Source organism: Thermococcus atlanticus (genome assembly GCF_054657855.1).
In genome coordinates this window covers 619,261-644,543 of the sequence record NZ_BAAHXX010000001.1, presented here as the reverse complement: position 1 = coordinate 644,543, position 25,283 = coordinate 619,261, and the positions used below count along the sequence as shown (strand labels likewise).

The 25,283-nt window shown below is 48.6% G+C and carries 29 protein-coding genes; 13 read left to right on the top strand and 16 right to left on the bottom strand.

All coding sequences use genetic code 11. From position 1 onward, the window contains the following. Positions 1-4: 4 nt before the first annotated feature. Entirely contained in the window at positions 5-772 is a 768-nt protein-coding gene (locus ACYQ27_RS03355) for a phosphoglycerol geranylgeranyltransferase (protein WP_460040991.1), read from the bottom strand. Next, positions 750-1,211, bottom strand: a complete 462-nt coding sequence (locus ACYQ27_RS03350) for a GIY-YIG nuclease family protein (protein WP_456452784.1) — start codon at positions 1,209-1,211, stop codon at positions 750-752. The genes ACYQ27_RS03355 and ACYQ27_RS03350 overlap by 23 nt, the downstream gene beginning before the upstream one ends. Before the next feature lie 70 nt (positions 1,212-1,281). Between ACYQ27_RS03350 and ACYQ27_RS03345 the strand changes: the two genes are divergently transcribed. Next, positions 1,282-1,686 (top strand): DUF2095 family protein, encoded by a 405-nt coding sequence (locus ACYQ27_RS03345; RefSeq protein ID WP_456452786.1) that lies wholly within the window; start codon positions 1,282-1,284, stop codon positions 1,684-1,686. Here the strand turns inward: ACYQ27_RS03345 and ACYQ27_RS03340 are convergent. The 6 genes from ACYQ27_RS03340 to ACYQ27_RS03315 form a co-directional block, all read right to left on the bottom strand. Continuing rightward, a complete protein-coding gene (locus ACYQ27_RS03340) occupies positions 1,683-3,194 on the bottom strand; it encodes an AMP phosphorylase (protein ID WP_460040990.1) in 1,512 nt (503 codons plus the stop codon). The two genes, ACYQ27_RS03345 and ACYQ27_RS03340, sit on opposite strands and share 4 nt — an antisense overlap. A gap of 201 nt (positions 3,195-3,395) precedes the next feature. Beyond that, on the bottom strand, positions 3,396-3,641 hold the full coding sequence (locus ACYQ27_RS03335) for a hypothetical protein (protein ID WP_456393950.1): 246 nt from the start codon (positions 3,639-3,641) through the stop codon (positions 3,396-3,398). 179 nt (positions 3,642-3,820) lie between these two features. Continuing rightward, on the bottom strand, positions 3,821-4,069 hold the full coding sequence (locus ACYQ27_RS03330) for a hypothetical protein (protein ID WP_456394471.1): 249 nt from the start codon (positions 4,067-4,069) through the stop codon (positions 3,821-3,823). Beyond that, positions 4,069-4,848, bottom strand: a complete 780-nt coding sequence (minD, locus tag ACYQ27_RS03325) for a septum site-determining protein MinD (RefSeq protein WP_456394465.1) — start codon at positions 4,846-4,848, stop codon at positions 4,069-4,071. The genes ACYQ27_RS03330 and minD overlap by 1 nt, the downstream gene beginning before the upstream one ends. A gap of 195 nt (positions 4,849-5,043) precedes the next feature. Beyond that, positions 5,044-5,880 (bottom strand): slipin family protein, encoded by an 837-nt coding sequence (locus ACYQ27_RS03320; protein WP_456394464.1) that lies wholly within the window; start codon positions 5,878-5,880, stop codon positions 5,044-5,046. A 1-nt stretch (position 5,881) separates the two neighbouring features. Then, positions 5,882-7,219 (bottom strand): NfeD family protein, encoded by a 1,338-nt coding sequence (locus ACYQ27_RS03315; RefSeq protein WP_456452814.1) that lies wholly within the window; start codon positions 7,217-7,219, stop codon positions 5,882-5,884. Between the two features lie 166 nt (positions 7,220-7,385). On the opposite strand from ACYQ27_RS03315, the gene ACYQ27_RS03310 reads away from it, so the two are divergent. The 5 genes from ACYQ27_RS03310 (at position 7,386) to ACYQ27_RS03290 (ending at position 12,302) form a co-directional block, all read left to right on the top strand. Continuing rightward, positions 7,386-7,697 (top strand): hypothetical protein, encoded by a 312-nt coding sequence (locus ACYQ27_RS03310; protein ID WP_456394463.1) that lies wholly within the window; start codon positions 7,386-7,388, stop codon positions 7,695-7,697. Further along, positions 7,670-8,488 (top strand): DNA-3-methyladenine glycosylase family protein, encoded by an 819-nt coding sequence (locus ACYQ27_RS03305; protein ID WP_456452788.1) that lies wholly within the window; start codon positions 7,670-7,672, stop codon positions 8,486-8,488. The genes ACYQ27_RS03310 and ACYQ27_RS03305 overlap by 28 nt, the downstream gene beginning before the upstream one ends. A 14-nt stretch (positions 8,489-8,502) precedes the next feature. After that, positions 8,503-8,847, top strand: coding sequence for a hypothetical protein (locus ACYQ27_RS03300; RefSeq protein WP_456452816.1), 345 nt, complete (start codon positions 8,503-8,505; stop codon positions 8,845-8,847). Next, the gene (locus tag ACYQ27_RS03295) at positions 8,804-9,199 is read left to right on the top strand and encodes a hypothetical protein (RefSeq protein WP_456452790.1); all 396 of its coding nucleotides are present in this window, start codon (positions 8,804-8,806) and stop codon (positions 9,197-9,199) included. The genes ACYQ27_RS03300 and ACYQ27_RS03295 overlap by 44 nt, the downstream gene beginning before the upstream one ends. A gap of 82 nt (positions 9,200-9,281) precedes the next feature. After that, complete coding sequence (locus ACYQ27_RS03290) at positions 9,282-12,302, top strand: alpha-mannosidase (RefSeq protein WP_456452792.1); 3,021 nt, start codon at positions 9,282-9,284, stop codon at positions 12,300-12,302. Here ACYQ27_RS03290 and ACYQ27_RS03285 read toward each other — a convergent pair. From ACYQ27_RS03285 to ACYQ27_RS03265, 5 genes are all read right to left on the bottom strand, one after another. Further along, positions 12,289-12,774: a type II toxin-antitoxin system VapC family toxin gene (locus tag ACYQ27_RS03285; protein ID WP_456452794.1), complete on the bottom strand. Its 486-nt coding sequence runs from the start codon at positions 12,772-12,774 to the stop codon at positions 12,289-12,291. The genes ACYQ27_RS03290 and ACYQ27_RS03285 overlap by 14 nt on opposite strands. Positions 12,775-12,857: 83 nt before the next feature. Beyond that, positions 12,858-13,613, bottom strand: a complete 756-nt coding sequence (locus tag ACYQ27_RS03280) for an aspartate/glutamate racemase family protein (RefSeq protein WP_456394458.1) — start codon at positions 13,611-13,613, stop codon at positions 12,858-12,860. Further along, positions 13,610-14,872: a cytosine permease gene (locus ACYQ27_RS03275; protein WP_460040989.1), complete on the bottom strand. Its 1,263-nt coding sequence runs from the start codon at positions 14,870-14,872 to the stop codon at positions 13,610-13,612. The genes ACYQ27_RS03280 and ACYQ27_RS03275 overlap by 4 nt, the downstream gene beginning before the upstream one ends. Before the next feature lie 47 nt (positions 14,873-14,919). Further along, complete coding sequence (locus ACYQ27_RS03270) at positions 14,920-16,476, bottom strand: hydantoinase/oxoprolinase N-terminal domain-containing protein (protein ID WP_456394456.1); 1,557 nt, start codon at positions 16,474-16,476, stop codon at positions 14,920-14,922. Next, positions 16,473-17,600 (bottom strand): S-methyl thiohydantoin desulfurase family protein, encoded by a 1,128-nt coding sequence (locus ACYQ27_RS03265; RefSeq protein ID WP_460040988.1) that lies wholly within the window; start codon positions 17,598-17,600, stop codon positions 16,473-16,475. Before ACYQ27_RS03265 ends, ACYQ27_RS03270 begins: the two co-directional genes overlap by 4 nt. 228 nt (positions 17,601-17,828) lie before the next feature. Here ACYQ27_RS03265 and ACYQ27_RS03260 point away from each other — a divergent pair, with 228 nt between their 5' ends. After that, entirely contained in the window at positions 17,829-18,326 is a 498-nt protein-coding gene (locus tag ACYQ27_RS03260; protein WP_460040987.1) for an Lrp/AsnC family transcriptional regulator, read from the top strand. A gap of 15 nt (positions 18,327-18,341) precedes the next feature. Then, positions 18,342-18,809: a hypothetical protein gene (locus tag ACYQ27_RS03255; RefSeq protein WP_456452798.1), complete on the top strand. Its 468-nt coding sequence runs from the start codon at positions 18,342-18,344 to the stop codon at positions 18,807-18,809. 8 nt (positions 18,810-18,817) lie between these two features. Here the strand turns inward: ACYQ27_RS03255 and ACYQ27_RS03250 are convergent, their stop codons facing one another. Continuing rightward, positions 18,818-20,332, bottom strand: coding sequence for a sodium/proline symporter (locus tag ACYQ27_RS03250; RefSeq protein WP_456452800.1), 1,515 nt, complete (start codon positions 20,330-20,332; stop codon positions 18,818-18,820). Positions 20,333-20,665: 333 nt separating this feature from the next. Here ACYQ27_RS03250 and ACYQ27_RS03245 point away from each other — a divergent pair, with 333 nt between their 5' ends. Genes ACYQ27_RS03245 through ACYQ27_RS03225 form a run of 5 tightly spaced genes read left to right on the top strand, consistent with a single transcriptional unit; the run spans position 20,666 to position 23,699 of the window. Next, positions 20,666-21,430: a LamB/YcsF family protein gene (locus tag ACYQ27_RS03245; RefSeq protein WP_460041778.1), complete on the top strand. Its 765-nt coding sequence runs from the start codon at positions 20,666-20,668 to the stop codon at positions 21,428-21,430. Positions 21,431-21,449: 19 nt separating this feature from the next. After that, positions 21,450-21,653: an antitoxin AF2212-like protein gene (locus ACYQ27_RS03240; protein WP_456394451.1), complete on the top strand. Its 204-nt coding sequence runs from the start codon at positions 21,450-21,452 to the stop codon at positions 21,651-21,653. Beyond that, a complete protein-coding gene (locus ACYQ27_RS03235) occupies positions 21,640-22,017 on the top strand; it encodes a type II toxin-antitoxin system VapC family toxin (protein ID WP_456452802.1) in 378 nt (125 codons plus the stop codon). Before ACYQ27_RS03240 ends, ACYQ27_RS03235 begins: the two co-directional genes overlap by 14 nt. 6 nt (positions 22,018-22,023) lie before the next feature. Next, a complete protein-coding gene (pxpB, locus tag ACYQ27_RS03230) occupies positions 22,024-22,707 on the top strand; it encodes a 5-oxoprolinase subunit PxpB (RefSeq protein WP_460040986.1) in 684 nt (227 codons plus the stop codon). Beyond that, complete coding sequence (locus ACYQ27_RS03225) at positions 22,704-23,699, top strand: 5-oxoprolinase subunit C family protein (protein WP_460040985.1); 996 nt, start codon at positions 22,704-22,706, stop codon at positions 23,697-23,699. The genes pxpB and ACYQ27_RS03225 overlap by 4 nt, the downstream gene beginning before the upstream one ends. 6 nt (positions 23,700-23,705) lie before the next feature. Here ACYQ27_RS03225 and ACYQ27_RS03220 read toward each other — a convergent pair whose 3' ends face one another. After that, positions 23,706-24,134: a UPF0179 family protein gene (locus ACYQ27_RS03220; protein ID WP_456394447.1), complete on the bottom strand. Its 429-nt coding sequence runs from the start codon at positions 24,132-24,134 to the stop codon at positions 23,706-23,708. Positions 24,135-24,161: 27 nt separating this feature from the next. After that, on the bottom strand, positions 24,162-25,202 hold the full coding sequence (locus ACYQ27_RS03215) for an NAD(P)-dependent glycerol-1-phosphate dehydrogenase (protein ID WP_460041777.1): 1,041 nt from the start codon (positions 25,200-25,202) through the stop codon (positions 24,162-24,164). Positions 25,203-25,283 lie beyond the last annotated feature (81 nt).

The window sequence follows — 25,283 nt, the reverse complement described above, 5'->3', positions numbered from 1 at the left end:
ACCCCTACGGCTCCTTGATTCCCTTTATAAGGCTTTCAAGCTTCTTTCTGACCTCCTCAAGGGACCCAGCTTTCTCTATCGCCGTACCCGTGACGACTATATCGGCTCCCGCTTTAACAGCTCTGCGGGCCTGCTCTGCACCCCTTATGCCCCCGCCCACTATAAGGGGAACGTCGATTACCTTCTTCACGGTGGATATCATCTCTGGAGGAACCGGCTCCTTTGCTCCGCTTCCGGCTTCGAGGTAAACGAGGCGCATCCCCAGATACTGGCCCGCCAGGGCGTATGCGGCCGCTATTTTTGGCTTGTGCCTTGGAATCGGCTTTGCATCCCCAATCCAGCCAACGGTCTCCCCGGGCTCTATGATGAGATAGGCCATTGGTATGGGCTCAAGTCCGTATTTTTTAACCGCGAAAGCTCCCAGAGCCTGAGCCCCCGTTATGAAGAAGGGATTCCTTGAGTTGAGAAGGCTCATGAAGAAAATTGCATCGGCGTATTTGCTCACGCCTCCGTGAGAGCCGGGGAACAGGATAACGGGCAGATTTGAGGACTCCTTAATGGCCCTTACAACACCGTCGAGCGCCTCTCCCTCCGCTCCCGTTGAGCCCCCTATCATTATCGCATCAATGCCGACCTCCTCGCTGATTCTGGCTATCCCCGATGCGGTTCCGGGTGAAACGTCATCGGGGTCGAGGAGAACGAAGTGGAGCTTTTCCTTTTCAAGCTTTTCATGTATGTACTCTTCGACCTTACCTGCTGTTTTCAGTCTCATACCTCTCCCCCATGTCTTTAATTTCGTCAGGACTTTTAATTCTTTTCCAGTCCAATTTCCTCTCCTTCAGTATGCTGATCAGGACATCATCAGGCTCATCATCAAAGCGGTACAGATTCGAAGGGACGCCTATATCGCTGGCGCCAAAGCCCTTAACGGGCTCGCCGTACTTTGAGACCTCCTTTGAGAGCACTTCCTCCAGTCTCTCACCGCTCGGGATGAGATATGCCCTCAGAAGCGTACCCTTTTCAAGGAGGAAATCTATGTGCCAGTGAAGCTTTTTCTCCCTCCTGAAATGCCTCCCGACCCTTTTCTCAAGGGAGTTCATGGCGGAGCCCACATAAACGTAGAACCCTCTGTTAAGGTCAAACTCCCTGCCCCGGGTCTTTATTCTTTTTTCCTCACCGAGCCATATGATGAGAAGGTATGAGCCCTTCACCCCCACCACCGGAAATAATCTGCAATACCCTTATATAAAGTTGGCATAGAAGAAGTTTCGGGTGCGGAATATGGAGGATGACAAGAGCGAAAAGAAAAAAGCCAAGGTTAAAGCTGCTGATGATTTTGCATGGCAGGAGTATGAGCGGGAGGAATTTGAGGAGAGATTCCCCCATCTGAGCAGGGAGCTTGAAGAAAGGGGCATCCCTATTGAAGCATACCGACTTGATGAAGACGAGGTTATTGATGAGGATATCAGGGATTTCTCGGGGTACCGCCCCACGGTTATAGACTTCCTCAGGAGATGCGAGACCGATGACGAAGCCCTTGAGATTATAAACTGGCTTGAGGAGAGGGGAGAGATAACGCCGGAGATGGCCAGAGACCTGAGGATAACCCTTGTGAAGAAGGGTGTCAGGGCCTTTGGAAGCAAAAAAGAGTGGGGATGGTATGAAAAACACAGAAAGAGGGATTAGATGTTCCCTATTCGCTGCAACACCATGCCCTCTATCCTCACCGGCTCGGCCCTCCTTGCATAAACTATAGCCTGCTCAAGCCTTGCCTCGCTGTCCGCGTGTATGGTGAATAAAGCCTCCCCCTCCTTAACCTTCTCACCCACCTTGACATGGAGCTCAAGTCCCGCCCCCTTATCCTCGGGGGCACCCGCAGCCCTTGCGATTCCTGTTATAGCTCTGTTGTTGATCAGGGTTATGTATCCGCTGGCAGGGGCCGTGAAGGTGTAGGTCTTATCTCCCACGGGAATCTCTTCGGGCTTAACGTCGGGATTCCCTCCCTGTTCCTCTATGATCTCCCTCATCTTTTCGTAGGCCTTTCCGCTTTCGAGTATTTCCCTTGCCATCTTTTTGCCCATTCCCTGCGGAGCAACTCCTCCCATCTCCAGGAGAATCCCTGCCAGCCCGGTTGCCTTTTCCACAAGGCTTCCGGGGCCCTTCCCCGTCATCAGTGTGCGGAGAGCCTCCCTAGCTTCGAGGGCAGGGCCAACGGTGTGGCCGACTGGCTGACCGCCGTAGGTTATAGCCACCTCAACATACTGTCCGAGGCGCTTTCCGAGCTCGATGAAGTCCCTCGCGAGGGAGCGGGCCGCCTCGACGCTCTCCACTTTAACACCTTTACCCGCGGGAATATCTATCAGGACATACTGGCTCCCCATGGCGTATTTCTTGGACATTATGCTGGCGAGCATCAGCCCCGTGGGGTCAATGCTCAACGTTCTCTCGGCTTTTATCGTCAGATCATCGGCAGGAGCCAGATTCAGGGCTCCTCCCCAGACGAGGCATGCTCCTATTTTCTCCACTATGCGTTTTATTTCATCGAGGGATAGCGTGACATCGGTCAGAACCTCGACCACGTCAGCCGTCCCGGCGGCACTTGTGATGGCCCTCGAAGAGGTCTTTGGAATTGTTAAACCTGCCGCAGCAACTATCGGGACTACCAGGATGTTTGTCTTGTTTCCGGGGACTCCTCCTATGCTGTGAACGTCCATTATCGGCTTTCTATCTATGTCGAGCATGTCTCCGGTTTCAGCCATAGCTATCGTGAGTGCGGCAATCTCGTCCATATCGAGGCCGTTTATCTCAAGTGAAGTCACGAATGAGCTTATCTCAATGTCCCTCAGCTTTCTATCCACTATATCCTTGATTATTGCCTCAATCTCAACCTTTCTGAGCTTTCCACCGTGCATCTTCTTTTTTATGTACCTCACGCTTTCAGGGGTTCCGGCAGGGAGTATGGTGACCATTTCGCCCTCGGAGAAGTTATGAACCCTCAGTATATCCCTGCTTATTCCTATCTCACCTTCCTTCACCATGTTGCTTATCACGACATCGCCGTAAATTGTCTTTTTGCCGGTTTCCAGCTTTATCAGGTCTTCAGGATGCAGTCTCGCCTTCTGTGCATCTTTTTCGTTTATAACTATGGAAAACCTACCGCTGTACACATCCAGAAGTTTAACCCTTGCTCTCATTTCAATCCCTCCGTTTCTCAGTAATGTGGGGTATTGAACATACCCATACTTAAACGTTTTTAACGGGATTTCGTGGATAGGAGGGGCCTAAGAAACGCATCTAATCAAAAGATTGTAAAAGAACCGGCCCATCTGAAAATCCGGAGAGGACATCATGAACAACGGGCACCTTAATGTTTCGGGGGAAATATAGTGGAGGGATCAGGTGCTGGCTTTTCTGCCGACCTCGCCCGTGAGAGAAGTCCTGATTCCCCCCTGGACATCGAGGATTGCCCTTACAACATCATGGGCCACCGCCTTGAGCTCCTCAGGAAGAAGCGCATCCCTGCCCAGATAGTAGCCAACAACCTCCTCAATGGGAGCGCTTAAGAGCTTGTTCCTAAAAACATAGACCGTTTTGTTGTCGACTTCCACAAGTCTGTGGGGATAGGCCAGTCTGAGCTTCATGGCGCCCACCCCCGGTAGAAAGTCAATTAAAAGGATTTTAAAATTTAACGCTCCAGAGATGTCCCTACTGCCGGGCCAAATGTGGTATGCTTGCCAACAGCTGATTTTAACTTTATTTAAAGCTTTATCGAATTATCCTGACAGTTTGCAAATATTCAGAGACAAAATTATAATAAAAATCAGAGCCTTTTGACCTCTTCCTCAATGGACTCCTCCAGTGTCCTCTCCCATTCCTCAACATCGAATTCCGTTAGTTCGGACTCAAGTTCGTCTTTGAGGCTTAAAACCCTCCTCTTAAGTGCGCTTTTCGTTTCTTCATCATAGACAACATAATAGGGATTGTTCTTTGCCGAGAGATAGAGGAGAATCAGGACTATGTTGAGGAGGACCAGGAGCACTATAATTCCGTAAATTATCGTGGTTACCATCATCTCCTCCCTCCAAAGAGAGCTCTAAATACTCTCTTGATCGGGCTTTCCGGCTCGGGTGGCTGCCATCTGATTCCCGCAAGCTTTGCTGCAAGCTGTTTGATTGATATAGCTGCAGGTGATGTCGGGTTTTTGACTACCAAGGGAACACCGTAGGCACTGGCCCTCTTTACCTCAGGATCCTCCGGGACGATGCCGAGAACAGGCACTTCCAGGATGGCCTCGATCTCCTCCTTCGTGAGCTCCGTTTTCTCGTTTGTAACCCTGTTCAGGATCGCACCCAGCGGCAGGGTTCCAAGCTTCTCCGCAATGAGCTTTGTTTTCAGGGAATCCGTGATGGCGGATATTTCGGGGTTCGTAACTATGATCAGCTCCTTACCGATGAGCAGGGCAGTTACGGATGTCATTTCCAGACCTGCGGGAGCGTCTATAAGAATAAAATCACCCATCTGCGAGATTTCCCTGATCAGTTCCCTGAGCCTTTCGGGCTTTGCCTTTTTGATTTTTTCAAGGCTTAAACCACCGGGAACAACTTTCACGCCCGCCGGCCCTTCGTATATGGCATCCTTGAGATCAGCTTCTCTCGCGAGGACATCATGAAGGGTTATGGGTATATCCTCCATTCCAAGAACAAGGCTGAGGTTTGCCATTGTTATATCAGCATCGATTAAAATCACTTCCTTTCCAAATTGAGCCAGTGCAACACCGAGATTTGCAACTGCGGTGGTTTTACCTGTTCCTCCCTTACCCGAAGCAAAGACTATTGAGCGGCCTTCCACAGTAACACCCCCTGGACATAGTAAAAATACCCCAACATCCTCTATAAGTTTTTCTAGGATGTTCAAAGGCGTTCAGCCGTGCATAACATTAAACACACTAATCTAAAGCATTGTGCTTTTATCTTTTGCGGTTTTCCTGGTGCTCCAAGGAAGAAACTTTCAGGAGAAAATAGGTTAAAGGTTAAAAAAGAAAAGTCATTCAGCGGCTTTCTTTTCACTTTCCTTCTTTGCAGCCTCGGTCTCATCCTCAAGCTTCTTCTTTACAACCTCTGCGGTGTCGGCGAGGCTCCGGAAGAGCTTGAGCATCTCCATCGGGAGCGGCAGTATGATAACATTACTCTTGTCCCCCGCAACATCACTGATCGTCTGAAGAGTTCTGAGCTGGAGAGCCATCGGATGCTGGGATACTATCTCAGCAGCATCCCTGAGCTTCTCCGCTGCCTGCCTTTCCGCTTCGGCGAGGGTGATCCTTGCTCTCCTTTCCCTCTCAGCCTCGGCCTGCCTTGCCATCGCCCTCTGCATTCCGCTCGGCAGCTCAACATCCTTAATCTCCACCGTGCTAACCTTGATTCCCCATGGATCAGTTGCTTCATCTATAATCTTCTGCAGCTCCATATTGAGCTTATCCCTTGCGCTCAGCAGCTCATCGAGATGGGCCTGCCCTATAACGCTTCTGAGGGTGGTCTGCGAAATCTGGGATGTTGCCATTATGTAGTTCTTGACCTGGGTGACGGCCTTTATGGGGTCAATAACCCTGAAATACACAACCGCATTGACCCTGACGGGAACATTGTCCTTTGTTATTGTCTCCTGAACCGGAACGTCCAGAACACGGGTTCTAAGGTCGACCACGTAGGCCTTTTCGAATATCGGTATGATGAAGAATATACCCGGTCCCCTGGCACCCACGACCCTTCCAAGCCTGAAGATTACTGCCCTCTCGTACTCCTTGACAATCTTTATTGCCGACGCCAGCACTATCAGCACAAACAACAAAACAATACCCACTGCTATGGTTCCAAAATTCACCACATCACTCACCTCCACTCCTGACAACAATCAGCATAAGACCCTCAACACCAACAACCTCAACTTCCTCCCCCGCCGGGATTCTCTCCCCATTTCTGCTCCTGGCCTTCCACAGCTCTCCTCTGATTCGTATCATGCCCTCGGGCTCAAGGGTCTGGATGACCTTGCCCTTCATGCCCATCATTTCCTCCCTTCCAGTTCCCGGCTTCTTCTTCCTAGCTTTGATGACAGCCGCCATGCCAAAGGCAAAGAAGACCGCAAGCAGCACCGCCATTACGATGATGGCGATCCTGAGGCTTCCATAAACCTCGTTGCTCACCAGATACTCCCTTCCCCCGCTGAACATGAAAATGCTTCCCAGAATCAACGTTATCCCCCCTGCAACTGTAAAGAGTCCGAAAGTCGGGGTCAAAGCCTCGGCAATGAAGAATATCATGGCAAGGACTATCAGGAGCAGGCCTGCACTCCTGTAGCCGAAGTATCCGAGACCTATAACTGCCAGAGCGATCATTATTGCCCCGGCTGTTTCGGGCACATGCCATCCCGGGGTTAGAAATCCGAGGATAAGCCCCCAGATGCCGAGGGTGAGCAGTATATATGCCACCGTAGGGTCGGTTATGTACTGGATTACCGTGTCCTTAAAAGAACCCCTCAGATAGACAATCCGTGCATCCCTTAAATGGAGCTTGACCTTTCCCCTCCCGGCCACCGGAATTTTTGTCTCCATCCCATCGGCTTTGTTAAGAAGGTCATTGAGGTCATATGCTACAACCTCAACAACATGGTATTTCAATGCTTCCTCGGGGGTGACGCTCCTGTCCTTCGTTATAAACTCCTCTGCAAGTGTGGCGTTTCTTCCGCTGTCCTCGGCGAGGCTTTTCAGGTAGGTTATGTAGAAGTTTGTAATCTTGGCCGGAGCCTCAATTATGCTGCCGTTCTGGGAATAGCCGAGAATCGGTCTGCAGGCACCTATAGCCGTCCCCGGAGCCATGGCTATGAGATGGGAGCCGAGAGCGATGTAAGTGCCCGCTGAGGCCGCCATTGCCCCGGAGGGATACACGTATATTATGACGGGCACGCGGGCGGACTTTATGCGCTGGACTATCTCCTGCATGGCATCCGCCCTTCCGCCGGGGGTATCGAGCTCAATGATTATTGCCCCGGCATTGGCCTTTTCAGCCTCGCCTATGTATCTGTCGAACTGGTCGTAGGTGTATGAGGTTATCATGCCCTTAATCTGGGCCACATATACAGTACTGGTATTCCCACTATCCTGGGCCCCGGCATGGGGAAGAAGGAGGAAAGTTAACAGCAGGATCACCAGCATGAAGTGATGTTTCATCGCCATCCCCTGTTAATTTATACCCCGTGGTAGTTTAAATCTTTTTCCCTTAGAGTACAAAGGGGTGCGTTCATGCCTCCAAGGGAGAATAGCCGTGCCCCGCAAATCCCCGGGGAGAGAAAACCACATAAAAAGCCATATATACAACAAACGCAGAATATGAACTATGCCAACATTAAGGGCACTGGTCAGGCATTTTAAAATCGCAAGGGGAAGGGAAAAGAAGAAGCTGGCCTGGAAGGTGGTTAAAGAAGCCGCCAGATACTCGCGCACTGAGCCATACTGGGATTTTCTGAAGAAGAACTTTGATGTTCGGGAGAGGGACATAAAAGAGGCCATGCTTTTTCTGGAGGAAAACGGGGAGCTTGAAATCATGCGCTCTCTGGACGGCAGGAGGCTCTATGTTTCAACCCTAAAGGATATAAGGGAGAACCCTGTAAAGCTCGATCGATGGTTGAAATCGACCTCAAAAAGATAACCTATGAAATGATTCCCAACGGAACGTGGAGATACGATGGAATCTTCTGGCAGGCTCTGGATTATGGTGTAGTGGGTTTTGACGGGGAGAACTTCTATTTCCCGGATTCCCTGTCGCGGAAGGAGAAGAAACATGCAGAGGACAGAATCAGATTTATCCTCGGCCTGGATACAAACCTCGATGAATTCTACAGCCAGATTGAAGATTCGAAGTTTGCATTTTTGGCTGAGGAGTTCCGGGGTTTAACCGTTCCCGCCTCCCCCTATAAATATCAGGCCCTCATTGAGGTAATAGCCCAGCAGCAGATTTCCTTTGAATTTGCCAAAAGGACGATTGCAGAGCTCGTAAAATTGGCCGGAAGGAGGATAGGAAGCCTTTACCTCTTCCCGAAACCTGAGGATATAGGAGGAATGTCGGTTGATGAACTGAGGAAAGCAAAGCTCGGGTACAGGGCGGAGTATATAAAATCGGTGACGGAGGACATAATAAACGGAAAACTCACGCTGAATCTTGAAGAGATGGAAGTGGAGGAGGCAATCAGATACCTGAGGAGATTCAGGGGGATTGGAAAATGGACGGCAGAGCTTTTCCTGGCATATGGGCTGAGGAAAAACGTTTATCCTGCAGGAGATCTCGGGCTGAGAAGGGGGATAGCAAAGATTTTTAACAGGAGGGTTAAAGAAATCAGAGAGAAAGATGTCATGGAAATTCTTGAGCCATATGGAAGATGGAAAGGTGTGCTCGCGTTTTACATCATCTGCCATGACAGGAAAACTGAAGAGAGAGGGTGAGATTTTTGGAGAGTGTGGAGATTGAAATCCATGTTCCCAGGGAGGTTTTCAGGGATCTGAAAAAGAGGGATATTAATGAGCTCATAGGGGAATCCCTTCGGAAAGTTGAACTGACACTGCAGGCCGAAGAGGAGGAGTTCCTGAAGGAGAAAAAGAAAAAACTTGAGGAGCAGCTCAAACGGATGAAGGAGGAATATGACGAGCTTTTGGAGTTCTACCGCAGGGCTCTGAACGACAGGGAGCTTATGATGAGGAAGAGGGAAGAATTTGAACTTGAGAATAGGGAGCTCAGGAAGGAGCTGGAGGCGAAGAGGCGTGAGATTGAAGGTAAAGCCCGAGAAGGGCTTCGGAAAGATTGAAGTCGAAATTGGCGATGATTTATGGGAGACAATTAAACGGATGGGCGAGAAATACGGCAGATCACCGGAACACATTCTCAAAATCATTCTTGAGGGGAAGTTCAGGGAACCCTGCGGTGAGTACGAAACCCTCAAGGAGGAAATCCAGGGGCTGGAAAAGGAGGTCTGGGAGCTGGAAAAGAAGTGGGCCCCGCTCAGATACAAAGCCTACGGAGTCAGCGAGGACAATAAAATTCTGGCGATTGAGCTTTCCGGTCTGATGGCTGAGAATTCCCAGCTTAAAAGGTTTTTAAGGAAGAAAGCCAAACAGGATTTAGAGCTGAGAAGACTCGTATCATATTACATCCAATGAACCCCGGCGGATGATGAGAGGATTTGAGCGGAGCGATGAAGAACCCTATGAGCGCTGACGCTTTGGGAGTGTGGTAAAAATGATGGGCCTAGCCGAGATTGAGAGAAAAGCCTTTGATTTGATGGCAACCTCCATCAGGAAGCACGCATTTCTTGAAGAATGGGAGTTTGAGGACAGAACCGTAAGGCTGCCCTTTCAGGAGGATGCTGAACCGAAGACGCTGTTCGTTTTTTCACGGGAAATCATGGTGCCCAGCGACGACCTAAAGTGGTTTCTGAAGGTCTCCATGGAGGGAAACGCACTTGTGAGACTCGATGGAACAGCTTACGGGACAATAGATGACATTCACACGTATATTCCTGTCCGTCCCGGAAAGCACAGGATTGAGCTCATCGTTTCTCCGCTGACAATGTTCGGTTACCACAAATGGCGCATTAAAATTGATTATGCGGCACTCATCGGAATTATGTGGGAGCCCTACGTTCTTGCCCAGAGGCTTCTCGACCTCGTGAGCTTCATTGAGGTCGCGGGGGAGGGAGAACTGAAGGACGCACTGATGAAGGAGCTGTCGGGCATTTTAATAGGGGTGAAAAGCGTCCCGAGCATAAAGCAGATCACGCTTCTCAGAATGCTTCTTCACGATGGAGGTGCGGGAATTAAGGAGCTGAAGATTGGACGCTTTGATGTAAGGGATGTCCGGCCCGATTACATGTTCCTCTCCGCGGTGTATGGAATTGGCTGCATGAAGGGCAGGGTGGAGGACACCCAGAAACCAGGGAGAGAGCCCTATCTTATGGAAGTTGAGAAAATTGAGAGGGAGCTTGAAAAGGCTCTGGCAAGGGTGAGAAAGGCATTTCCGAAAACAGGCAAAGCTTACGCCTTCGCACATTCCCACATAGACGCTGCATGGCTGTGGACGTATGCGGAGACAAAGCAGAAGATTCTGAGAACTTTTTCAACGGTTGAGAGGCTCATGCGGAGATACGGGATAACCTACATTCAGAGTTCGGCCCAGTACTATGAGTGGCTCGAAGAGCTTGACAGAGAGCTTTTTGAGAAGGTCAGGAGGTACGTCGGCGAAGGAAAGTGGATATTAGCCGGAGGGATGTGGGTCGAGAGCGATGTTCAGCTTATAGACGGTGAATCCCTCGTGAGGCAGTTCCTCTACGGGCAGCGCTATTTCCTCGAAAAATTCGGGAGGATAGCGAAGATAGGGTGGCTCCCGGATACCTTCGGTTTCTCCGCTTCCCTGCCGCAGATACTGAAAAAAAGCGGAATTGAGGTATTTGCAACGTACAAGCTCCTGTGGAATGAAAGGAATGAGTTCCCGTATCATGCGTTCATATGGCGCGGAATTGATGGAACAGAGGTGCCGGTTCATCTTATGATGAGCTACAAATCTTCAATGACCGCCAAAAGCCTGTACAAACAATGGAAACGCTATAAGAACAAATATGAAGTTCCATTTCTCCTCTACGCTTACGGATACGGCGATGGAGGTGGGGGCATTACATGGGAAATGGTCGAGATGATGAAGCACATGAACAAGGTCCCCCACATCCCGAGAATAATCAGGGGACATGAGGAGGAATACGTATCGGAGCTTAAAGCCTGCAGGGATAGAATGCCCACGTGGGAGGGGGAGCTGTACGTTGAGGTGCACAGAGGAACCTACACGACGAATCTCAAAATGAAGAAGTACATGGCGGATGCCGAATCAGTTTTGAGAAGTGCCGAAATCTGGAGCTCAATGGCGGAGATGCTTGGACTGCTCGACTATCCAAAGGAAAAGCTTGAAAAGCTCTGGAAAAGGGTTCTTCTCCATCAGTTCCATGACGTTCTGCCCGGCTCCTCGATAAGGGAGGTTTATGATGAGGCGATTGAGGACCTGAAGGACGTGATCAGGGAGGCCGAGGAGATTATCCAGAGTTCCATGAGGAGTATTGCCGGGAAGGAAGGCAGTTCCCTGGTGTTCAACGATCTGCCCTGGGACAGGAGGGAGGTGGTTGAGGTCAACGGCGAGTATTACCTGCTTGAAGCTCCACCCATGGGCTGGAGGTCATTTGAACCGATGAACGCAGGGGAAGGCGTTAAAGCCAGAGAGGAGGACGGCAACATAATACTTGAAAACGAGCATCTGAGGGCTGTTCTTAACAGAGACGGAGAGCTTATCTCACTCTACGACCGGGAAAATAAAAGAGAGGCTGTAAGGGGCACAAGCAACGTCCTGATGGCCCATATAGACACACCGGGTATGTGGGATGCGTGGGACATAAACGAGGACTTCCTCATTCAGGGAGAAAGGCTCAAAACAATCGAAGAAGCCAGGGTGGTTTATCAGAGTCCCCTGATTGCAATTGTCAGGGTTGTCAGGGGCTATGGCAGTTCAAGGGTGATCCAGTTCATAAAGCTCCGCAGGGAATCAAAGCTCCTGGAGTTTGAAACCAAAGTCGACTGGAAGGACAAGGAGATTCTGCTTAAGGCGTGGTTCAACTTCAACGCCCACAACTGGAGCACCTTCTACGATATCCCATACGGCGTTATAGAAAGACCAGCGGTGAGGAACACGCCATGGGAGCAGGCGAAGTTCGAGGTTCCGGCTTTAAGGTGGGCGGATGTGTGTGATGGCGATTACGGGGTTGCCGTGATCTGCACATCAAGGCACGGCTACACGAACTGGGACTCCAAAATCGGACTCAGCCTGCTCAAGTCGCCGATTTATCCAAATCCATGGAGCGACCTCGGCGAGGGGGAATTCACATATTATCTCTATCCCCACAGGGGAGACTGGTTCGAAGGAGAAGTCTACAAGAGAGCACTGGAGGTCTGGTCAAAACTCAGGGTTGTCAGGGCAAATGGAACCGGGGAAAAAGCCAGGGAGTTCAGCTTCATGAGGACGGATGCGGTAGTTGGGGCGCTTAAGAAGGCGGAGGATGGAAAGGGATACATTTTAAGGCTGTACAACCCATCAAGGGAGGAGCTTGAGGTTGAACTGCCGGAAGAAGGCATTGAAATGGACATGATCGAGCTGAGGGAAGCCGGGAAGGCTGATAAAAAAGTTAGGCTAAAGCCCTTTGAGATTAAAACCATCAGGATTTCTTAGTTCTCCTTTTCCTTCTTCTCGGGAGCAGCCTGAGGGGGCTCCCGCAGTCCGGACAGACGCCCTCCGGAGGCCTGCTTTCAAATTTCCTGCCGCAGCCAATGCACACATATCTCCAGAGGATTACCTTCCTTATGCCCCTTTTGAGTGTTTTGAACTTGATTCCAAGGGTTCTCGCTATGTTCTGAAGGTTGTAGTCATCGGTGAAGAGGGTCGCTTTAAGCTCATATGCGAGTGCAAGAACCTCAATATCGGCTTCGCTCAGTTCATCCAGCTCTCCGGTTTTTCCTGCTGCCCTCCTGATGGCTTCAATACTCCTCTCAGAGGGAACCAGAACCCTCACTTTGCCGGCACTGATCAGGCTCTCCAGAAAGAGCCTTGACTCGGGGTCTTTAACTTCCTCAACGACCTTCGGAGTCGTGACACCTTCGACATCTATTCCCTGGATGAAGATCGCGGCATCAATGACGGGCATGATAATTGTTCGGCGGAGGGGTTAAAGCTTTATCCTTTGATGAAAAATGGGATAAGATAAAAACCAAAACTGAATGTGAAAATTTAAAAATCAAAATCGAGTTTTCTGAATTTTTCCCTCGGCGTCATGTATGCTCTCTTGCTGTGGGTTAGGCCTGCTAAAACAACTGCAACTGCCGTGTATATTGCAGCCCTGAGCGGTTCAATTATCGGCACATTCACTCCAATCCTGTCAAAGTGCTCCCTTATCGCATCCACCAGCGGCGACATTCCTGTACAGCCCAGAACTATGGAATATGCCCCATCCTCAAGAACGGCTTTTTCCGCTGCCTCAACAGCTTTTTTCAATGTTAGCTCGGGATTGTTTTCAAGTTCCAGCACGGGTACATGAATCGTTCGTATGGATGCTAGATTCTGGATCAGCCCGTACTTAATTATGAGCGACCTGATCAGGTGCTCGGTCTCGGGTAGTATGTTTATAACCGAGAACCTGCCCGCGAGCTGTGACGCCATATGAATTGCGGCCTGATTTGCCCCTATTACCGGTATCTCTACAGCTTCCCTCGCAGCATCGAGACCGGGATCACCGAAGCAGTCCAGAACAACGGCATCATAACCGTTCTTTTCGGCCCACTTCACGTTCTTCAGGATATAGGGGACGTTCAATGCCTCATCATAGCTGCCTTCAATGGAGGCTGTCCCTTTATCTATGGACAGCACATCAAGTTTTACTAGGCCTCCAGTCTCTTCCTCAAGCATTTTCCCGAGCTTTTTTCTGTCCTCAATGGCCTCGGCTATGCCTTGGGTTTCGATAACCGGAATTAAATCGAGTATTTTCATGCTCTCTCACCGATCACCCTGTAGAGAATGTAATAAACCACAATCGCCGTAATTATGCCGTTTATTGGAGCAATTCCCCAGGAGATTTTTATTGCGGCCAATGAACCCAGGATCCACGCCACGATTCCAGCCCAGTTTACACCCGGATATTCCCTCCAGCTCTCCGGCTTTGCCCCCCTCATTATCCAGTAGTCTGCTATCAAAACACCTGCAACCGGAGGGATTGTTGCGGTTAGTATGGTGAGCCATTTGATGAAGTAGTTCAGTATCCCTGCAACAGCCAGAATTGTTCCAAGGATGCCAGCAACCGCTGTGGCCAATGCCCTTTTTTCTCCGGAGAGGTTAAACATGTTTGTTATTGCCAGACCCCCGGAATATGCGTTTATCGTGTTTGTAGTCCATGTTGCAAGGATCAGGATTATCAAGGCTATGGCAGAGAGCCCCAGCTTTGATAGAACCTGGGTTATATCGTATGTGCCGGCCACAACTGACATCACAGCTCCCATAGAGAGCATCAGTATTCCGGCAGGCCACACCCCAAAGACTGACGAAAGAACCGCATCCCTTCTGCTCCTGGCATATCTCGAATAGTCGGCTGCGATTGTAGCACCCACGGCAAAGGTTCCCACTGTTAATGCAATCCCCTGCAGCAGGGAGAAGGGGTGGGAAGGCTGGTACTTTGAGAGGTTCCCAAGTCCGAATCTGGTGAGGGATACGTATGTTCCGTATAATGCCAGGATTAACAGCGATGGAACAGCGACGTAGTTGAGATATTCAAGGGCTTTATATCCAACAATGGCCGTTGTGAGCATTATTATTCCCCAGATAAACGACGACAGGGGGACTGAAAAATGAATCCCCAGCCAGCTCTTGAGGATACTTGAAAATGCAGCACCGGCTATGTTTGCCTGAACACCGAACCATCCTATCAGAGACACGGCAATTATCAGTGAAATCACTATCCTCGCTCCAACCTCGCCAAAGGATGCCCTTGCAAGAACCGCCGTGGGCCTACCAAGATCGGCACCCTGCATTCCTATGAAGACCATGTATGCGACGACGATTGTATATCCAATTATTCCCGCGAGTATCGCGTTTCCTAATGACAATCCTGTAACGAGAGCGCCGCCTATCATAAGAGCAGGAATGCATATCATGACCCCTGTCCATATCAGTGCGATGCTGTACCACGGGCTTCGCTCATCTTTGGGTATCTCATCCAGAGCATGTTTTTCAACAAATCCTTCATCCTTTCCCATTTCCAAACCTCCCAAAATTTTTGAAAGTGAAAAATGAAAATCACGCCTCATGCCCTCAGGTAGCCCGCTGCCTTCACCCGGATTCTCGTTGCATTTCCCGGCAGATAGGCGAGGGGAATTTCCTCAAAGTTGACGATTTCAACCGTATCCGGATCCGCCCCGGCTTTGATTGCCTCTTCAATCGCTTTTTTCTTAGCATCCTCGATGGCCTTCTCCCTTCCAAGCTGTTCAAGAGAATAAACCCTGTCGACTTCTCCGCTAACCTGAGCGATAGCAGCCCCTATTGCATTCGCAACGTCGAAGTTCTGCGGCCGTATAACCCTCGACGCACCTTTTATTTTATTCGAGAGCAGTATGCTGCCTCCTCCAACCAGAATAACAGGAATTGGCTCTGGGCTTGTTTTTATCCTGTCAATTGCATCCTCAACTATAGCGTCAATCCTGGCGACAGCCTTCTCAACGAGAGATGCATCAAGATGCCGAACCCTGCTGACATCTCCAAGTTCATACCTTCCAGCAGCGACTGCAATGTCGGTTGCCGTCAGTGTATCTCCACCGAAAATAAGGGCTTCTTCAACTATCCTGTAGCCAACGCTCTCCGGGCCAACCTTCACCTCCTCTCCTTCAACCCTGACAATGCTGCCTCCCCCGAGACCTATGGATATCAAATCGGGCATTCTGAAGTTCGTTCTCACCCCCCCTATCTCAACAGCCACCGCAGATTCCCTGGGAAATCCATTGACCAAAATACCGATATCCGATGTTGTCCCTCCAACATCAACTACAACAGCGTTCTTTTCGTTTGAGAGAAAAGCCGCTCCCCTTAAGCTGTTAGTCGGCCCGGAGGCGATTGTTAAAACCGGATACTTCACAGCATAATCCGCCGACATGAGGGTTCCATCGTTCTGGGTTATGTATAACTTTGCATGCACTCCTTTCTCTTCCAGGGCGTTCTCAAAGCCGCGAACTGCGTTTTTCATTACCTTTGTAACCGCAGCGTTCAGTATAGCAGCATTTTCTCTTTCCAGCAGCCCGATACTGCCGATTTCATGGGATAACGTTATCGCCACAGAATCCCCAAGGGCTTCTCTCAGTATCTCCGCGGCCCTCTCCTCATGTTCTGAATTGACAGGAGAGAATACCGAGGAGATGGCAATTGCTTCTATGTTTCTGTCCCTTAGATCCCCCGCAATTTTCACCAGCTCTTCCTCATCAAGGGGAGCAATCTCCCTTCCATCGTACTCATGGCCTCCCTGAACAATGAATACATGCCTCCCGAGCTTTTTCCTGAGGTCTTCAGGCCATCCCGTCAGAGGAGCAATTGCCAGAGTTGCGGGCTTTCCTATTCTGATAATGGCAATGTTTGCAAGGTTCCTTCTCTCAACTATGGCGTTGGTGGCGTGGGTTGTTCCGAGCATTGCATACTTAATCTCGCCCGGGTCGACTCCGCTTTCACCCAGAACTTTTTCCAGGGAGTTTAAAATACCTGTCATAACATCGGGAGTTGTCGGAGACTTTGCCTTTGCCAGAACCTCGTTGTTTTCATCGAGTATGACCGCATCGGTGTTTGTTCCTCCAACGTCTATACCCAGTCTAAGTGTCATTCGCCTCCCTCCATGCGCTTTTCAATGGGGATGTAATCGATATCATAGCCGAAATATCTCGGTCCAGCGACTTCCAGTCCCTTGGCAGTTCTCCACTTTTCGCTGCAGGGTATCCCAATCACAACGCCCCTGTATCCGTACCTGAGGCTCTCGGTGGTGATTGGCCTGCCCGTCGTCAGGTCAAGAACGGTTATCAGGTCAGGAACACTGGCAACTATCCTGCCGTCCAGTATTGCAACGAGGTTTTCATTCTGGAACTGTATCTTCAATGTGTGCCCCTTGTATTCATCCAGACCCTCAAAAACTGCCTCACCTCTGGCAAATCCCCCTGTGGTTCTCCTTGAAACATCAATTATCTTTCCTTCAAATATCCTGAATCCACCAGAAACATCTAAAATGGCATCAACAGGATCCTCTTTTGTTTCCTTGCTCTCCCGTATCGCCTCTCCAAGCTTCTGAGCCAGTGTTAACGTCCCTGGAATGGCAGCTTCCTTCAGCTGTTTTCCGGTCATTGCATAAAGTGCGATCCACGCCGTTCCCCCAAATTTTATGGTGATGGTTCTTGCCAGCCACTCAGCCCAGTAGTTGTTGGCAGCTCTGAGAAGGACAACATTATCCCTCTCATCGGCAAGGGCCATCGGAGTCGCCGGCACGCCGTAGAGATGAAACGTCGTCATCTGAAGCTCCGGGAATGCCCTGCCCATTCCATCGGCATCCACAACCGGGATCCCTGTTCTGGCACCCACAGCCAGAGGAATTGTGGAGTTAAGGCCCCCTGCTTCTATGGGAAGAGTGGCATAAACCTCACGACCGAGGTAATCGCTGAGAACCTTAAATGCATTCATGACCTCCGTTCCCCGGGGAATCTTCTCAACTATAACGGTTGGTGCTCCCATACCGGCTGAAGGTATCACAAGTGCATCATCAGGGATCTCCCTGGGATCAAGGAGGGTTATTTCATAGCCTTCCTTCAATGCAGAGAGAGCCATCAACTTCCCTATATAGGGATCTCCGCCCCCTCCCGTTCCGAGGACGGTTGCACCCAGCGCAAGGTCCTCAATTGCCTGCTCATCTAAAGTTTTAATTTCCACCACCTCCCTGTTGAAAGTCACCAGATACAGCAAATAACGGGTTTAATTCAACGTTTTTATAAATTTTGTTCAAAAATCATCATAATTTCTGTTCATTGATACGCAGATGTTCAAAAAATATGTCGATTTTCTAAATACATTAGTGATTCGATTTATGCATTGAAGATCCTTTAGGAGTATTGGTGCAAAATTTTTAAAGAAAAGGTTTCAAGGGTGTCTGGAGATGACACCATGACCGCAGAATTTAAACATAATCATGATATGGATATCGAGGAACTGAATTTCTGGAAAAGCATCTTCAGGGGAATCCTGAGTGACATAGATATTGGAATATACTTCCTGCTAAGGGAAAACGGAAGGATGACCGATACGGAAATAGCCAAGAGGCTTGGGGTTTCGGCAACAACAATCAGGCGTAGAAGGCTCGCATTGCAGGAAAAGGGCTACCTCCAGATCCTGGGTATCCTGATTCTTCAGGAACTCCATATGGCCTACATGGACGTCCTGGTTAAATTTAACCGAAATGCATCAGGCGATGAAATTGAAAGATTCATCAACGATGCTAAAGGGAACTACAGGATATTTGAGATTGCGGAATATGCTGGCAAGTATGATGTGCTCCTGAGATTTTTTGAAAGGGATATGCATTTCCTAACAAGAAGCATACATAAATTCATGTCAAAGCATTCCTGCGTTGCTGACTACGAGCTCCTGCCGGTGACGAGAAGCCCAAAAGCTTTCGCCAAAAAGCTGAAGTAAACAGGGGGAGATTCTATGAAGATAAGAATTATAAAACCCCTCCACTCTCATGAACTTTCCAAAGAAGGTTATACCGGAGAGATATACTATCCCTTCTGGATATATGTCTTCTCATACAGAGTAAAAAGAAAAATATTTGGGGATATAAAAGGCATGATTGTCGTTATGGTAGATGGAATAAATGGAAAAGGGTACCTTGCAGATATTGTCCCGGATTTTGAGGAGATCAATTGTGATAAAAAGAACTCTAGGATCCTCAAACCATGTGTAAAAGAGGACGAAAGTCTAAAAATTGCAACAGAGAAAGCAGAGTCATTCCTTTTTAGGAAGTATGCATATTTGAAATTTACTTATGAACTAAAATATCAGACTTTTACCTATAAGCTCTTTTGGGCTAAAAAAGAAAATAACAGAAGATATATTCTCAAAGACAGCATAACTGGGGAAGAAATTGAAATAGTCTCAATAAATGGAGAAAGATAATAAAAGAATCAGAAGACTTTATCAACTACTTCAGCCAAGACTTTCAATTCAGGAGTTGCAGTACCCCCTTTTACTATGAGCTTTTTACCTCCAGCATACTCAACTATCTCTTGGATCTCTTTTGGGGGCTCCTTAGTTAATAGACTAACCACGATTATTGCAATCATTGAAAATATGAAGCCAGGAATCATCTCGTACCAAGGATGCCAGCTAAGACCCAGTTGCTTCCACAGAATTACAGTAACTGCTCCAACGATCATTCCAGCGATTGCTCCCTCCTTCGTAGCTCTCTTCCAATAAAGTCCAAGAATAACCACTGGACCAAAAGAACATGCAAGTCCTGCCCAAGCATAGAGAACAAGTTTAAAGACTGTTTCAGTAGCTCCAAGTGCCAGATATATTGAAAGTAGACTCACGACAAGTACCGAAATCCTGCTTATCCATACAAGCTTTTCTTGGTCTGCATTAGGATTTATCATTTTATTATAGATGTCCCTAGCCAATGCAGAAGCTACCACAAGCAAATAAGAATTTGCACTAGACATTATTGCTGCCGCCATTGCTGCTATGAGTATCCCAGCAAATACTGGAGGAAGCATCTCCTTGGTTAATGCCATTAGAGATAATTCGGGTTTTATATTTGGTATTAAAACTCTCGCGGCAACGCCTCCAAGAGTCACTCCATAGAGTGCAATTGCCGCCCATACTACTGCCGTGACAAGTGAATATTTCAGCATCTTAGAATTCTTGATTGCCATAAATCTCACATGGAGTTGGGGTTGCCCAAGATATCCGAGATATCCAATAGCAAGGAACCCAAGCAAGGTAATTGGTGCTACCCAGACGTTCGTAAGCTTAGGATCGATTGTGTTGAGCTTGTCATACATTACTCCAAATCCCCCAATTTTTGCTATTGCTAATCCTGGAACGACGACAGCTCCTATGAACATCAGTACTGCCTGTACGACATCTGTATAAACTGCTGCCGCAAAGCCCCCAAGGAGCACATAGATAAGAACTGTAAGTGCTCCGATTATCGCACCCCACTTATATGGAATGCCTGTTAAAAATTCAAGGGTTCTACCCATAGCAACTGTCTGTGCGGCAGTGTATGCTGTAAGGAATATGAATATAATAATCACGGACAAGATTCTCACCAAGTGATTTCTATCATAGTATCTTGCCTCTAAGAAATCTGGGATCGTTATTGCACCCACTTTTTCAGTAAACCTCCTAAGCCTCTTCCCCAAGATTGTAAAGTTCACAAGTGGACCACCAGCACTTGTCATTGGAACCCATACGCTGCCAAAGCCTAGTGAATAACCTTTCCCTGGCATCCCTTGGAACATGTAACCACTCATTGCAGTTGCTTGATGGGTTAATGCAATTGTAAATGGCCCAAAGCGTCTTTTCCCAAGAAAATATCCCTCTATGGATTCACTGCCAATCCTGTACGTCAAGATTCCTATTGCAATCATTGCTACCAAATAAATTACAAAAGACGCTACGATTACATCCATCATTCTCCCTCCTCGTCTTTGCTAAGGAAAAAGTATACCAGGGCTAATGCAACATACACCACAGGAATTCCAAACCATAAAGAAACAATTGAAGCTGGCATCGATCTGCCCCCATAGATTTTTATATGTAAATATATTTCTTAAAATATATATTTTTCGTCAATTTATTTTCAAAATTTCCTGAGATTAGTAAGATCCTATTAACGAATCTTTTGATAATACCATGTATTCTATGAATATCTTTTCAATTATTGTTTAATTATGTAAAGTAACCAGTTACATTTATTTCCTGAAAATTTTTAAATCTATAACTACTACAATACCATGGTGATCATTGTGAAAGTTGACCTCAATTCTGATCTCGGCGAAAGCTTCGGGAGGTATAAGCTCGGCATGGACGAGGAGGTTATGAAATACATCACCTCAGCCAACGTTGCCTGCGGCTGGCACGCTGGAGACCCGCTGGTAATGAAGAGAACAGTAAAGCTCGCAAAGGAAAACGGCGTTGAGGTGGGTGCTCACCCGGGCTATCCAGACCTGCTCGGCTTTGGGAGGAGATACATGAAGATAACAAGGGAGGAAGCGAGGGACTACATTCTCTACCAGCTCGGAGCTTTATATGCGTTTGTTAAAGCTGAAGGCTTAACCCTGCAGCATGTTAAACCCCATGGAGCTCTCTACAACGCCCTTGTGAAGGACGAGGAGCTCGCGAGGGGAGTCCTTGAGGGGATTGCCGATTTCGACAGGGGGCTCATTTTCGTGGGACTTTCAATCTCAAAGCCATTAGAGATTGCCGAGGAGATGGGGCTTAGAGTTGCCCACGAGGTCTTTGCTGACAGGGCATACAACCCTGATGGAACCTTGGTTCCAAGGAGCAGGGAAGGTGCGGTAATTCACGATAAGGATCTTATAGCCGAAAGGGTTATTTCAATGGTTAAGGACGGTGGAGTTAAAGCCATCAACGGCGAGTGGGTTGAGCTTAAAGCTGATACAATTTGCGTCCACGGCGACAATCCAAAGGCTCTTGAGATAGCGGCATACATCAAAAAACGCCTAGAGGAGGCGGGAGTCAGGATTGTGCCGATGAAGGAAATTATTTAAGCATCAACAATAACATAAAATGGGGAGGAAGATGGGTGTGATAGAGGCAGTTTATGAAAATGGGGTGTTTAGACCTCTAAAAAAGGTAAAAGCCCCAAAAAAAGTTAAGCTGATGATAATCAAGGATTTTGAAAGGGATTTGGAGGAAGTATTTGGAATACTCAGTGAAGGCATTGACGCCAGAAAACTGAGAAAAGAGTGGGATAGAAATGTATCTTATTGACACCGATATAATAATCGACATCCTCAGAGGCGTTAAGGGGTCAAAGGAATTTCTGCTGGATTTATCCAAAGAAGGATTGTTTCTTTCAGTTATCAGCATGGCAGAAATATTCTCCGGCAGGGAAACGAAAGATCCTGTAAAGCATGAAAAAATTCTCCGATTTTTGTCACATTTTGAGGTAGTGCCCCTAACCCAAGAAATTGCCATTCTAGGGGGAGCAATAAGGCGGGACTACCAGGTTGGCCTGGCTGATGCATTGATTGCTGCAACTGCAGTTCATAAGGGACTAACAGTGGTAACTTACAATACAAAACATTTTGAAAAAGTTGAAGGCTTGAAAATTCTAAAACCCGGATACAGGTGAGATCCCATGTTCCCCCAGTTCAAACCAGCTGGAGACTCCGCTCTGGTTATCATTTTTGGTGATAAAATAGACGAGAAAATTAACAAAAAAGTCCATGCAGTTGCCGATGCCATAGAAAAGGCCTCTCCCGACTGGCTTGTTGAGGCTGTCCCGACTTACACAAGCATCTATGTGTATTATAATCCACTCAAGCTCAGCTATCAAGAAGCCCTGAATGCCATTAAGCCCTTCCTCTCAGCGGAGCCAGAGAAGGAAAAGCAAAGGGTCGTGGAAATTCCAACGGTGTACGGTGGGGAATTCGGGCCGGATATTGAGTTTGTGGCCCGGCACAACGGTTTGACCGTTGATGACGTTATCGAGATTCACTCAAAGCCGCTCTACCGCGTGTATATGCTCGGATTTACGCCGGGATTTGCATATCTTGGCGGCATGGATGAACGCATAGCAACACCGAGACTGGAGAGGCCGCGTCTGAAGGTGCCCGCAGGGAGTGTTGGCATAGCTGGAAAGCAGACAGGTATTTATCCCATGGAAAGCCCCGGCGGATGGAGACTGATTGGGAGAACACCGTTGAGGCTTTTCATGCCGGAGAAAGACCCGCCAACTCTGTTACAGCCCGGAGACTACATCAGGTTCGTGCCGGTAAGTGAGGAGGAGTTCCGGGAAATCTACGGGGGCGAACAGAAATGATTGAGCTCATTAATGTTCCCTCCCTCACTACAATACAAGACCTTGGAAGATACTGCTACCAGAAGTTTGGAATCCCTGTCAGCGGAGTAATGGATGAGGTGAGCGCACGCCTGGCCAACTATCTGGTTGGAAATCATGACAACGCACCTCTAATCGAATTTGTCCTAAAAGGCCCTACGATAAGATTCCACTCATCAGCGGTTTTTGCAGTTGCTGGAGATGTTGATGTAAAGTTAAACGGAACCCCAATTGAACCCTGGCAGAGTCACTGGGCCAGGCGTGGAGATGTTCTTGAGATAGGAACCCTAAAGAGCGGTGTTTATGGATACATAGCATTCGCCGGAGGAATTAACTGCGAAAAAATCCTTGGGAGCTGCTCCACGTACCTGAGGGCAAAGCTCGGGAGGGCCCTGAAGCAGGGGGATAAGCTCAGTCTCGGATATGCAATCCTGACAGGGAAAGAGGGAAAAGTTTTACCTGAAGCATTAATCCCGCGCTACTCAGATGAAAGTGAAATCAGGGTGATTTTGGGCCCTCAGCTTGAGCATTTCACACAGGAAGGAATTGAGACCTTTCTGAGCTCTGCCTACGAGGTCACGCCAAATTCAGACAGAATGGGGTATCGCTTAGAAGGGCCGAGGATAGAGCACTCCGAAAAGGGAGCTGACATAATCACGGATGCAATCCCCCATGGGGCAATTCAGGTTCCGGCGAATGGAAAGCCGATAATCATGCTCGCTGACAGGCAAACCACCGGCGGCTATGCAAAAATTGGAGTGGTCGCGAGGGCTGATGTGGCAAGGGTTGCCCAGACGAGAGCGGGAGGAAAGCTGAGGTTTAGAGCGGTAACTGTGGAGGAGGCCCAGGAGCTGTTGAGAAGGAGGGAGAGAAGGTTAAAAGCAATTGAAAAGCTCCTGAAAAATGAGGCCCGTGCATATAAGATAAAAATTGGAGGGAAGGAGTTCCTTGCGTTTGTGGAAAAGGAGGAATAACAACGGCTATTCCTTCTCGCGCATCACGCGCACAATTTTGTATTTTTTTCCATTGCACTCTATTTCGCCGGTGACCTCAAGTATCTTCACGGTATCGCCTTCAAAGAGGCCTTCAGGCCGAAAAATGTCCATTTTCTTCGGGTCGCTGCACTGGACAAAATTCAGCTTTATCTTTGATCCGACTATGACAACCCGGGGGTCGAGGGCCACCTCTATGGCGGGTTCGACCACCTCAACAACCCTCATTTTTCCTTCGTGGAGGGGACACGAATGCTCCATGTTCCTTACCCTGACAACCTTGTATCTCCTTCCTGGCTCAAAATTTCCTATGCACACCCTTGCCAAGCGGCATGTTTTACAGGCCTCAGCAGGTCCGTAATAGATGAACTCCATACCGGGTTTAGCCAGCTTTTCCCCAACCAGTGTGATTACCATTTCAAACACCTCCATGAACGATGATTGTCAGATGACCCCTGTTATTTTAGCAGCCCTTTCAGCAGCCTCGCGTGTTAAACCGTCCTTTCCAAGGATTGTATAGCGCTCGGGCCGGATTTTATGGGCAACAGTGAGGGCCTCAACTATGTACTCCGGGTCAATACCCAGCTCATATGCATTTGTAGGGGCTCCGACCTTCTTTAAGGTTTCCCTGATGCGCTCCCACTTAAGTCCGTGGAGATAGGCCATTATGATAGTCCCAACACCGCACTGCTCGCCGTGAAGGGCGGGTTTTGGTGCTATAGCATCGAGGGCATGACTGAACAGATGTTCAGCACCGCTCGCAGGTCTCGATGAGCCTGCTATACTCATTGCCACACCGCTCGAAATCAGCCCTTTTATAACTTTCCTGACGCTCTCCTCGTTGCCCAGCCTTATTATATTTGCGTTCCTTATCACCATTTTGGCACTCATGAGCGACAGAGAAGCTGCATACTCGCTGTAGTACTCTCCCCTTATTTTATGGGCCAGCTGCCAGTCTTTCACCGCAGTCAGGTTGGAAATCATATCTCCAACACCGGCGGCGAGGTAGCGGTATGGTGCGGTTTTTATGACCTTAACATCGGCTATCACCGCTATGGGAGGCCTGGCTTTCATGGATGTCTTCATTCCAAGGTCTTTTATGGAGGCGTTTGCACTCGCTATGCCGTCGTGGGATGCTGTTGTCGGGAAGCTGATGAAGGGAACATCCGCCCTGAAGGAGGCGAGTTTGGCAACGTCAATTATGCTCCCCCCTCCGACCGCTATGATCCAGCCCGCACCTTCCTCCCTGATTTTCCGCTCAACCCTCACAACTTCCTCCATGCTTGCTTCCTTTATGAGAACTCCCCTGACATCGAACTCCCTCTTCAGGTTTTCCTCCACCTCTCTACCCGCGATTTCTCTCGTTTTCGGCCCGTAGAGAATCAGAGCTTTTTCAGGCAATTTAAGCCGTCTGGCAACATTCAGCACTTCACCCTTCAAGTCCTCTCCGAGAAGAACTTCCCTCGGCAGTTCCATTAAATGCATGGCTCCCATCACCTCTTCCCCTTAACCAAATCCCTCTGTATTATCTTTTCCTCAGGCGTGCTTCCATCAGGCCTATCTCCG

Excerpts from the sequence above, each read along its gene's own strand:
- ACYQ27_RS03255 (WP_456452798.1), top strand. The coding sequence starts at position 18,342 with ATGAAGATAAGAATTATAAAACCCCTCCACTCTCATGAACTTTCCAAA.
- ACYQ27_RS03305 (WP_456452788.1), top strand. The coding sequence starts at position 7,670 with ATGGTTGAAATCGACCTCAAAAAGATAACCTATGAAATGATTCCCAAC.
- ACYQ27_RS03290 (WP_456452792.1), top strand. The coding sequence starts at position 9,282 with ATGGGCCTAGCCGAGATTGAGAGAAAAGCCTTTGATTTGATGGCAACC.
- ACYQ27_RS03260 (WP_460040987.1), top strand. The coding sequence starts at position 17,829 with ATGGATATCGAGGAACTGAATTTCTGGAAAAGCATCTTCAGGGGAATC.
- ACYQ27_RS03315 (WP_456452814.1), bottom strand. The coding sequence starts at position 7,219 with ATGAAACATCACTTCATGCTGGTGATCCTGCTGTTAACTTTCCTCCTT.
- ACYQ27_RS03235 (WP_456452802.1), top strand. The coding sequence starts at position 21,640 with ATGTATCTTATTGACACCGATATAATAATCGACATCCTCAGAGGCGTT.
- ACYQ27_RS03220 (WP_456394447.1), bottom strand. The coding sequence starts at position 24,134 with ATGGTAATCACACTGGTTGGGGAAAAGCTGGCTAAACCCGGTATGGAG.
- ACYQ27_RS03310 (WP_456394463.1), top strand. The coding sequence starts at position 7,386 with ATGCCAACATTAAGGGCACTGGTCAGGCATTTTAAAATCGCAAGGGGA.
- ACYQ27_RS03345 (WP_456452786.1), top strand. The coding sequence starts at position 1,282 with ATGGAGGATGACAAGAGCGAAAAGAAAAAAGCCAAGGTTAAAGCTGCT.
- ACYQ27_RS03355 (WP_460040991.1), bottom strand. The coding sequence starts at position 772 with ATGAGACTGAAAACAGCAGGTAAGGTCGAAGAGTACATACATGAAAAG.
- ACYQ27_RS03280 (WP_456394458.1), bottom strand. The coding sequence starts at position 13,613 with ATGAAAATACTCGATTTAATTCCGGTTATCGAAACCCAAGGCATAGCC.
- ACYQ27_RS03270 (WP_456394456.1), bottom strand. The coding sequence starts at position 16,476 with ATGACACTTAGACTGGGTATAGACGTTGGAGGAACAAACACCGATGCG.
- ACYQ27_RS03330 (WP_456394471.1), bottom strand. The coding sequence starts at position 4,069 with ATGGTAACCACGATAATTTACGGAATTATAGTGCTCCTGGTCCTCCTC.
- ACYQ27_RS03225 (WP_460040985.1), top strand. The coding sequence starts at position 22,704 with ATGATTGAGCTCATTAATGTTCCCTCCCTCACTACAATACAAGACCTT.
- ACYQ27_RS03250 (WP_456452800.1), bottom strand. The coding sequence starts at position 20,332 with ATGATGGATGTAATCGTAGCGTCTTTTGTAATTTATTTGGTAGCAATG.
- ACYQ27_RS03215 (WP_460041777.1), bottom strand. The coding sequence starts at position 25,202 with ATGCATTTAATGGAACTGCCGAGGGAAGTTCTTCTCGGAGAGGACTTG.
- ACYQ27_RS03240 (WP_456394451.1), top strand. The coding sequence starts at position 21,450 with ATGGGGAGGAAGATGGGTGTGATAGAGGCAGTTTATGAAAATGGGGTG.
- ACYQ27_RS03285 (WP_456452794.1), bottom strand. The coding sequence starts at position 12,774 with ATGCCCGTCATTGATGCCGCGATCTTCATCCAGGGAATAGATGTCGAA.
- ACYQ27_RS03275 (WP_460040989.1), bottom strand. The coding sequence starts at position 14,872 with ATGGGAAAGGATGAAGGATTTGTTGAAAAACATGCTCTGGATGAGATA.
- ACYQ27_RS03335 (WP_456393950.1), bottom strand. The coding sequence starts at position 3,641 with ATGAAGCTCAGACTGGCCTATCCCCACAGACTTGTGGAAGTCGACAAC.
- pxpB (WP_460040986.1), top strand. The coding sequence starts at position 22,024 with ATGTTCCCCCAGTTCAAACCAGCTGGAGACTCCGCTCTGGTTATCATT.
- ACYQ27_RS03340 (WP_460040990.1), bottom strand. The coding sequence starts at position 3,194 with ATGAGAGCAAGGGTTAAACTTCTGGATGTGTACAGCGGTAGGTTTTCC.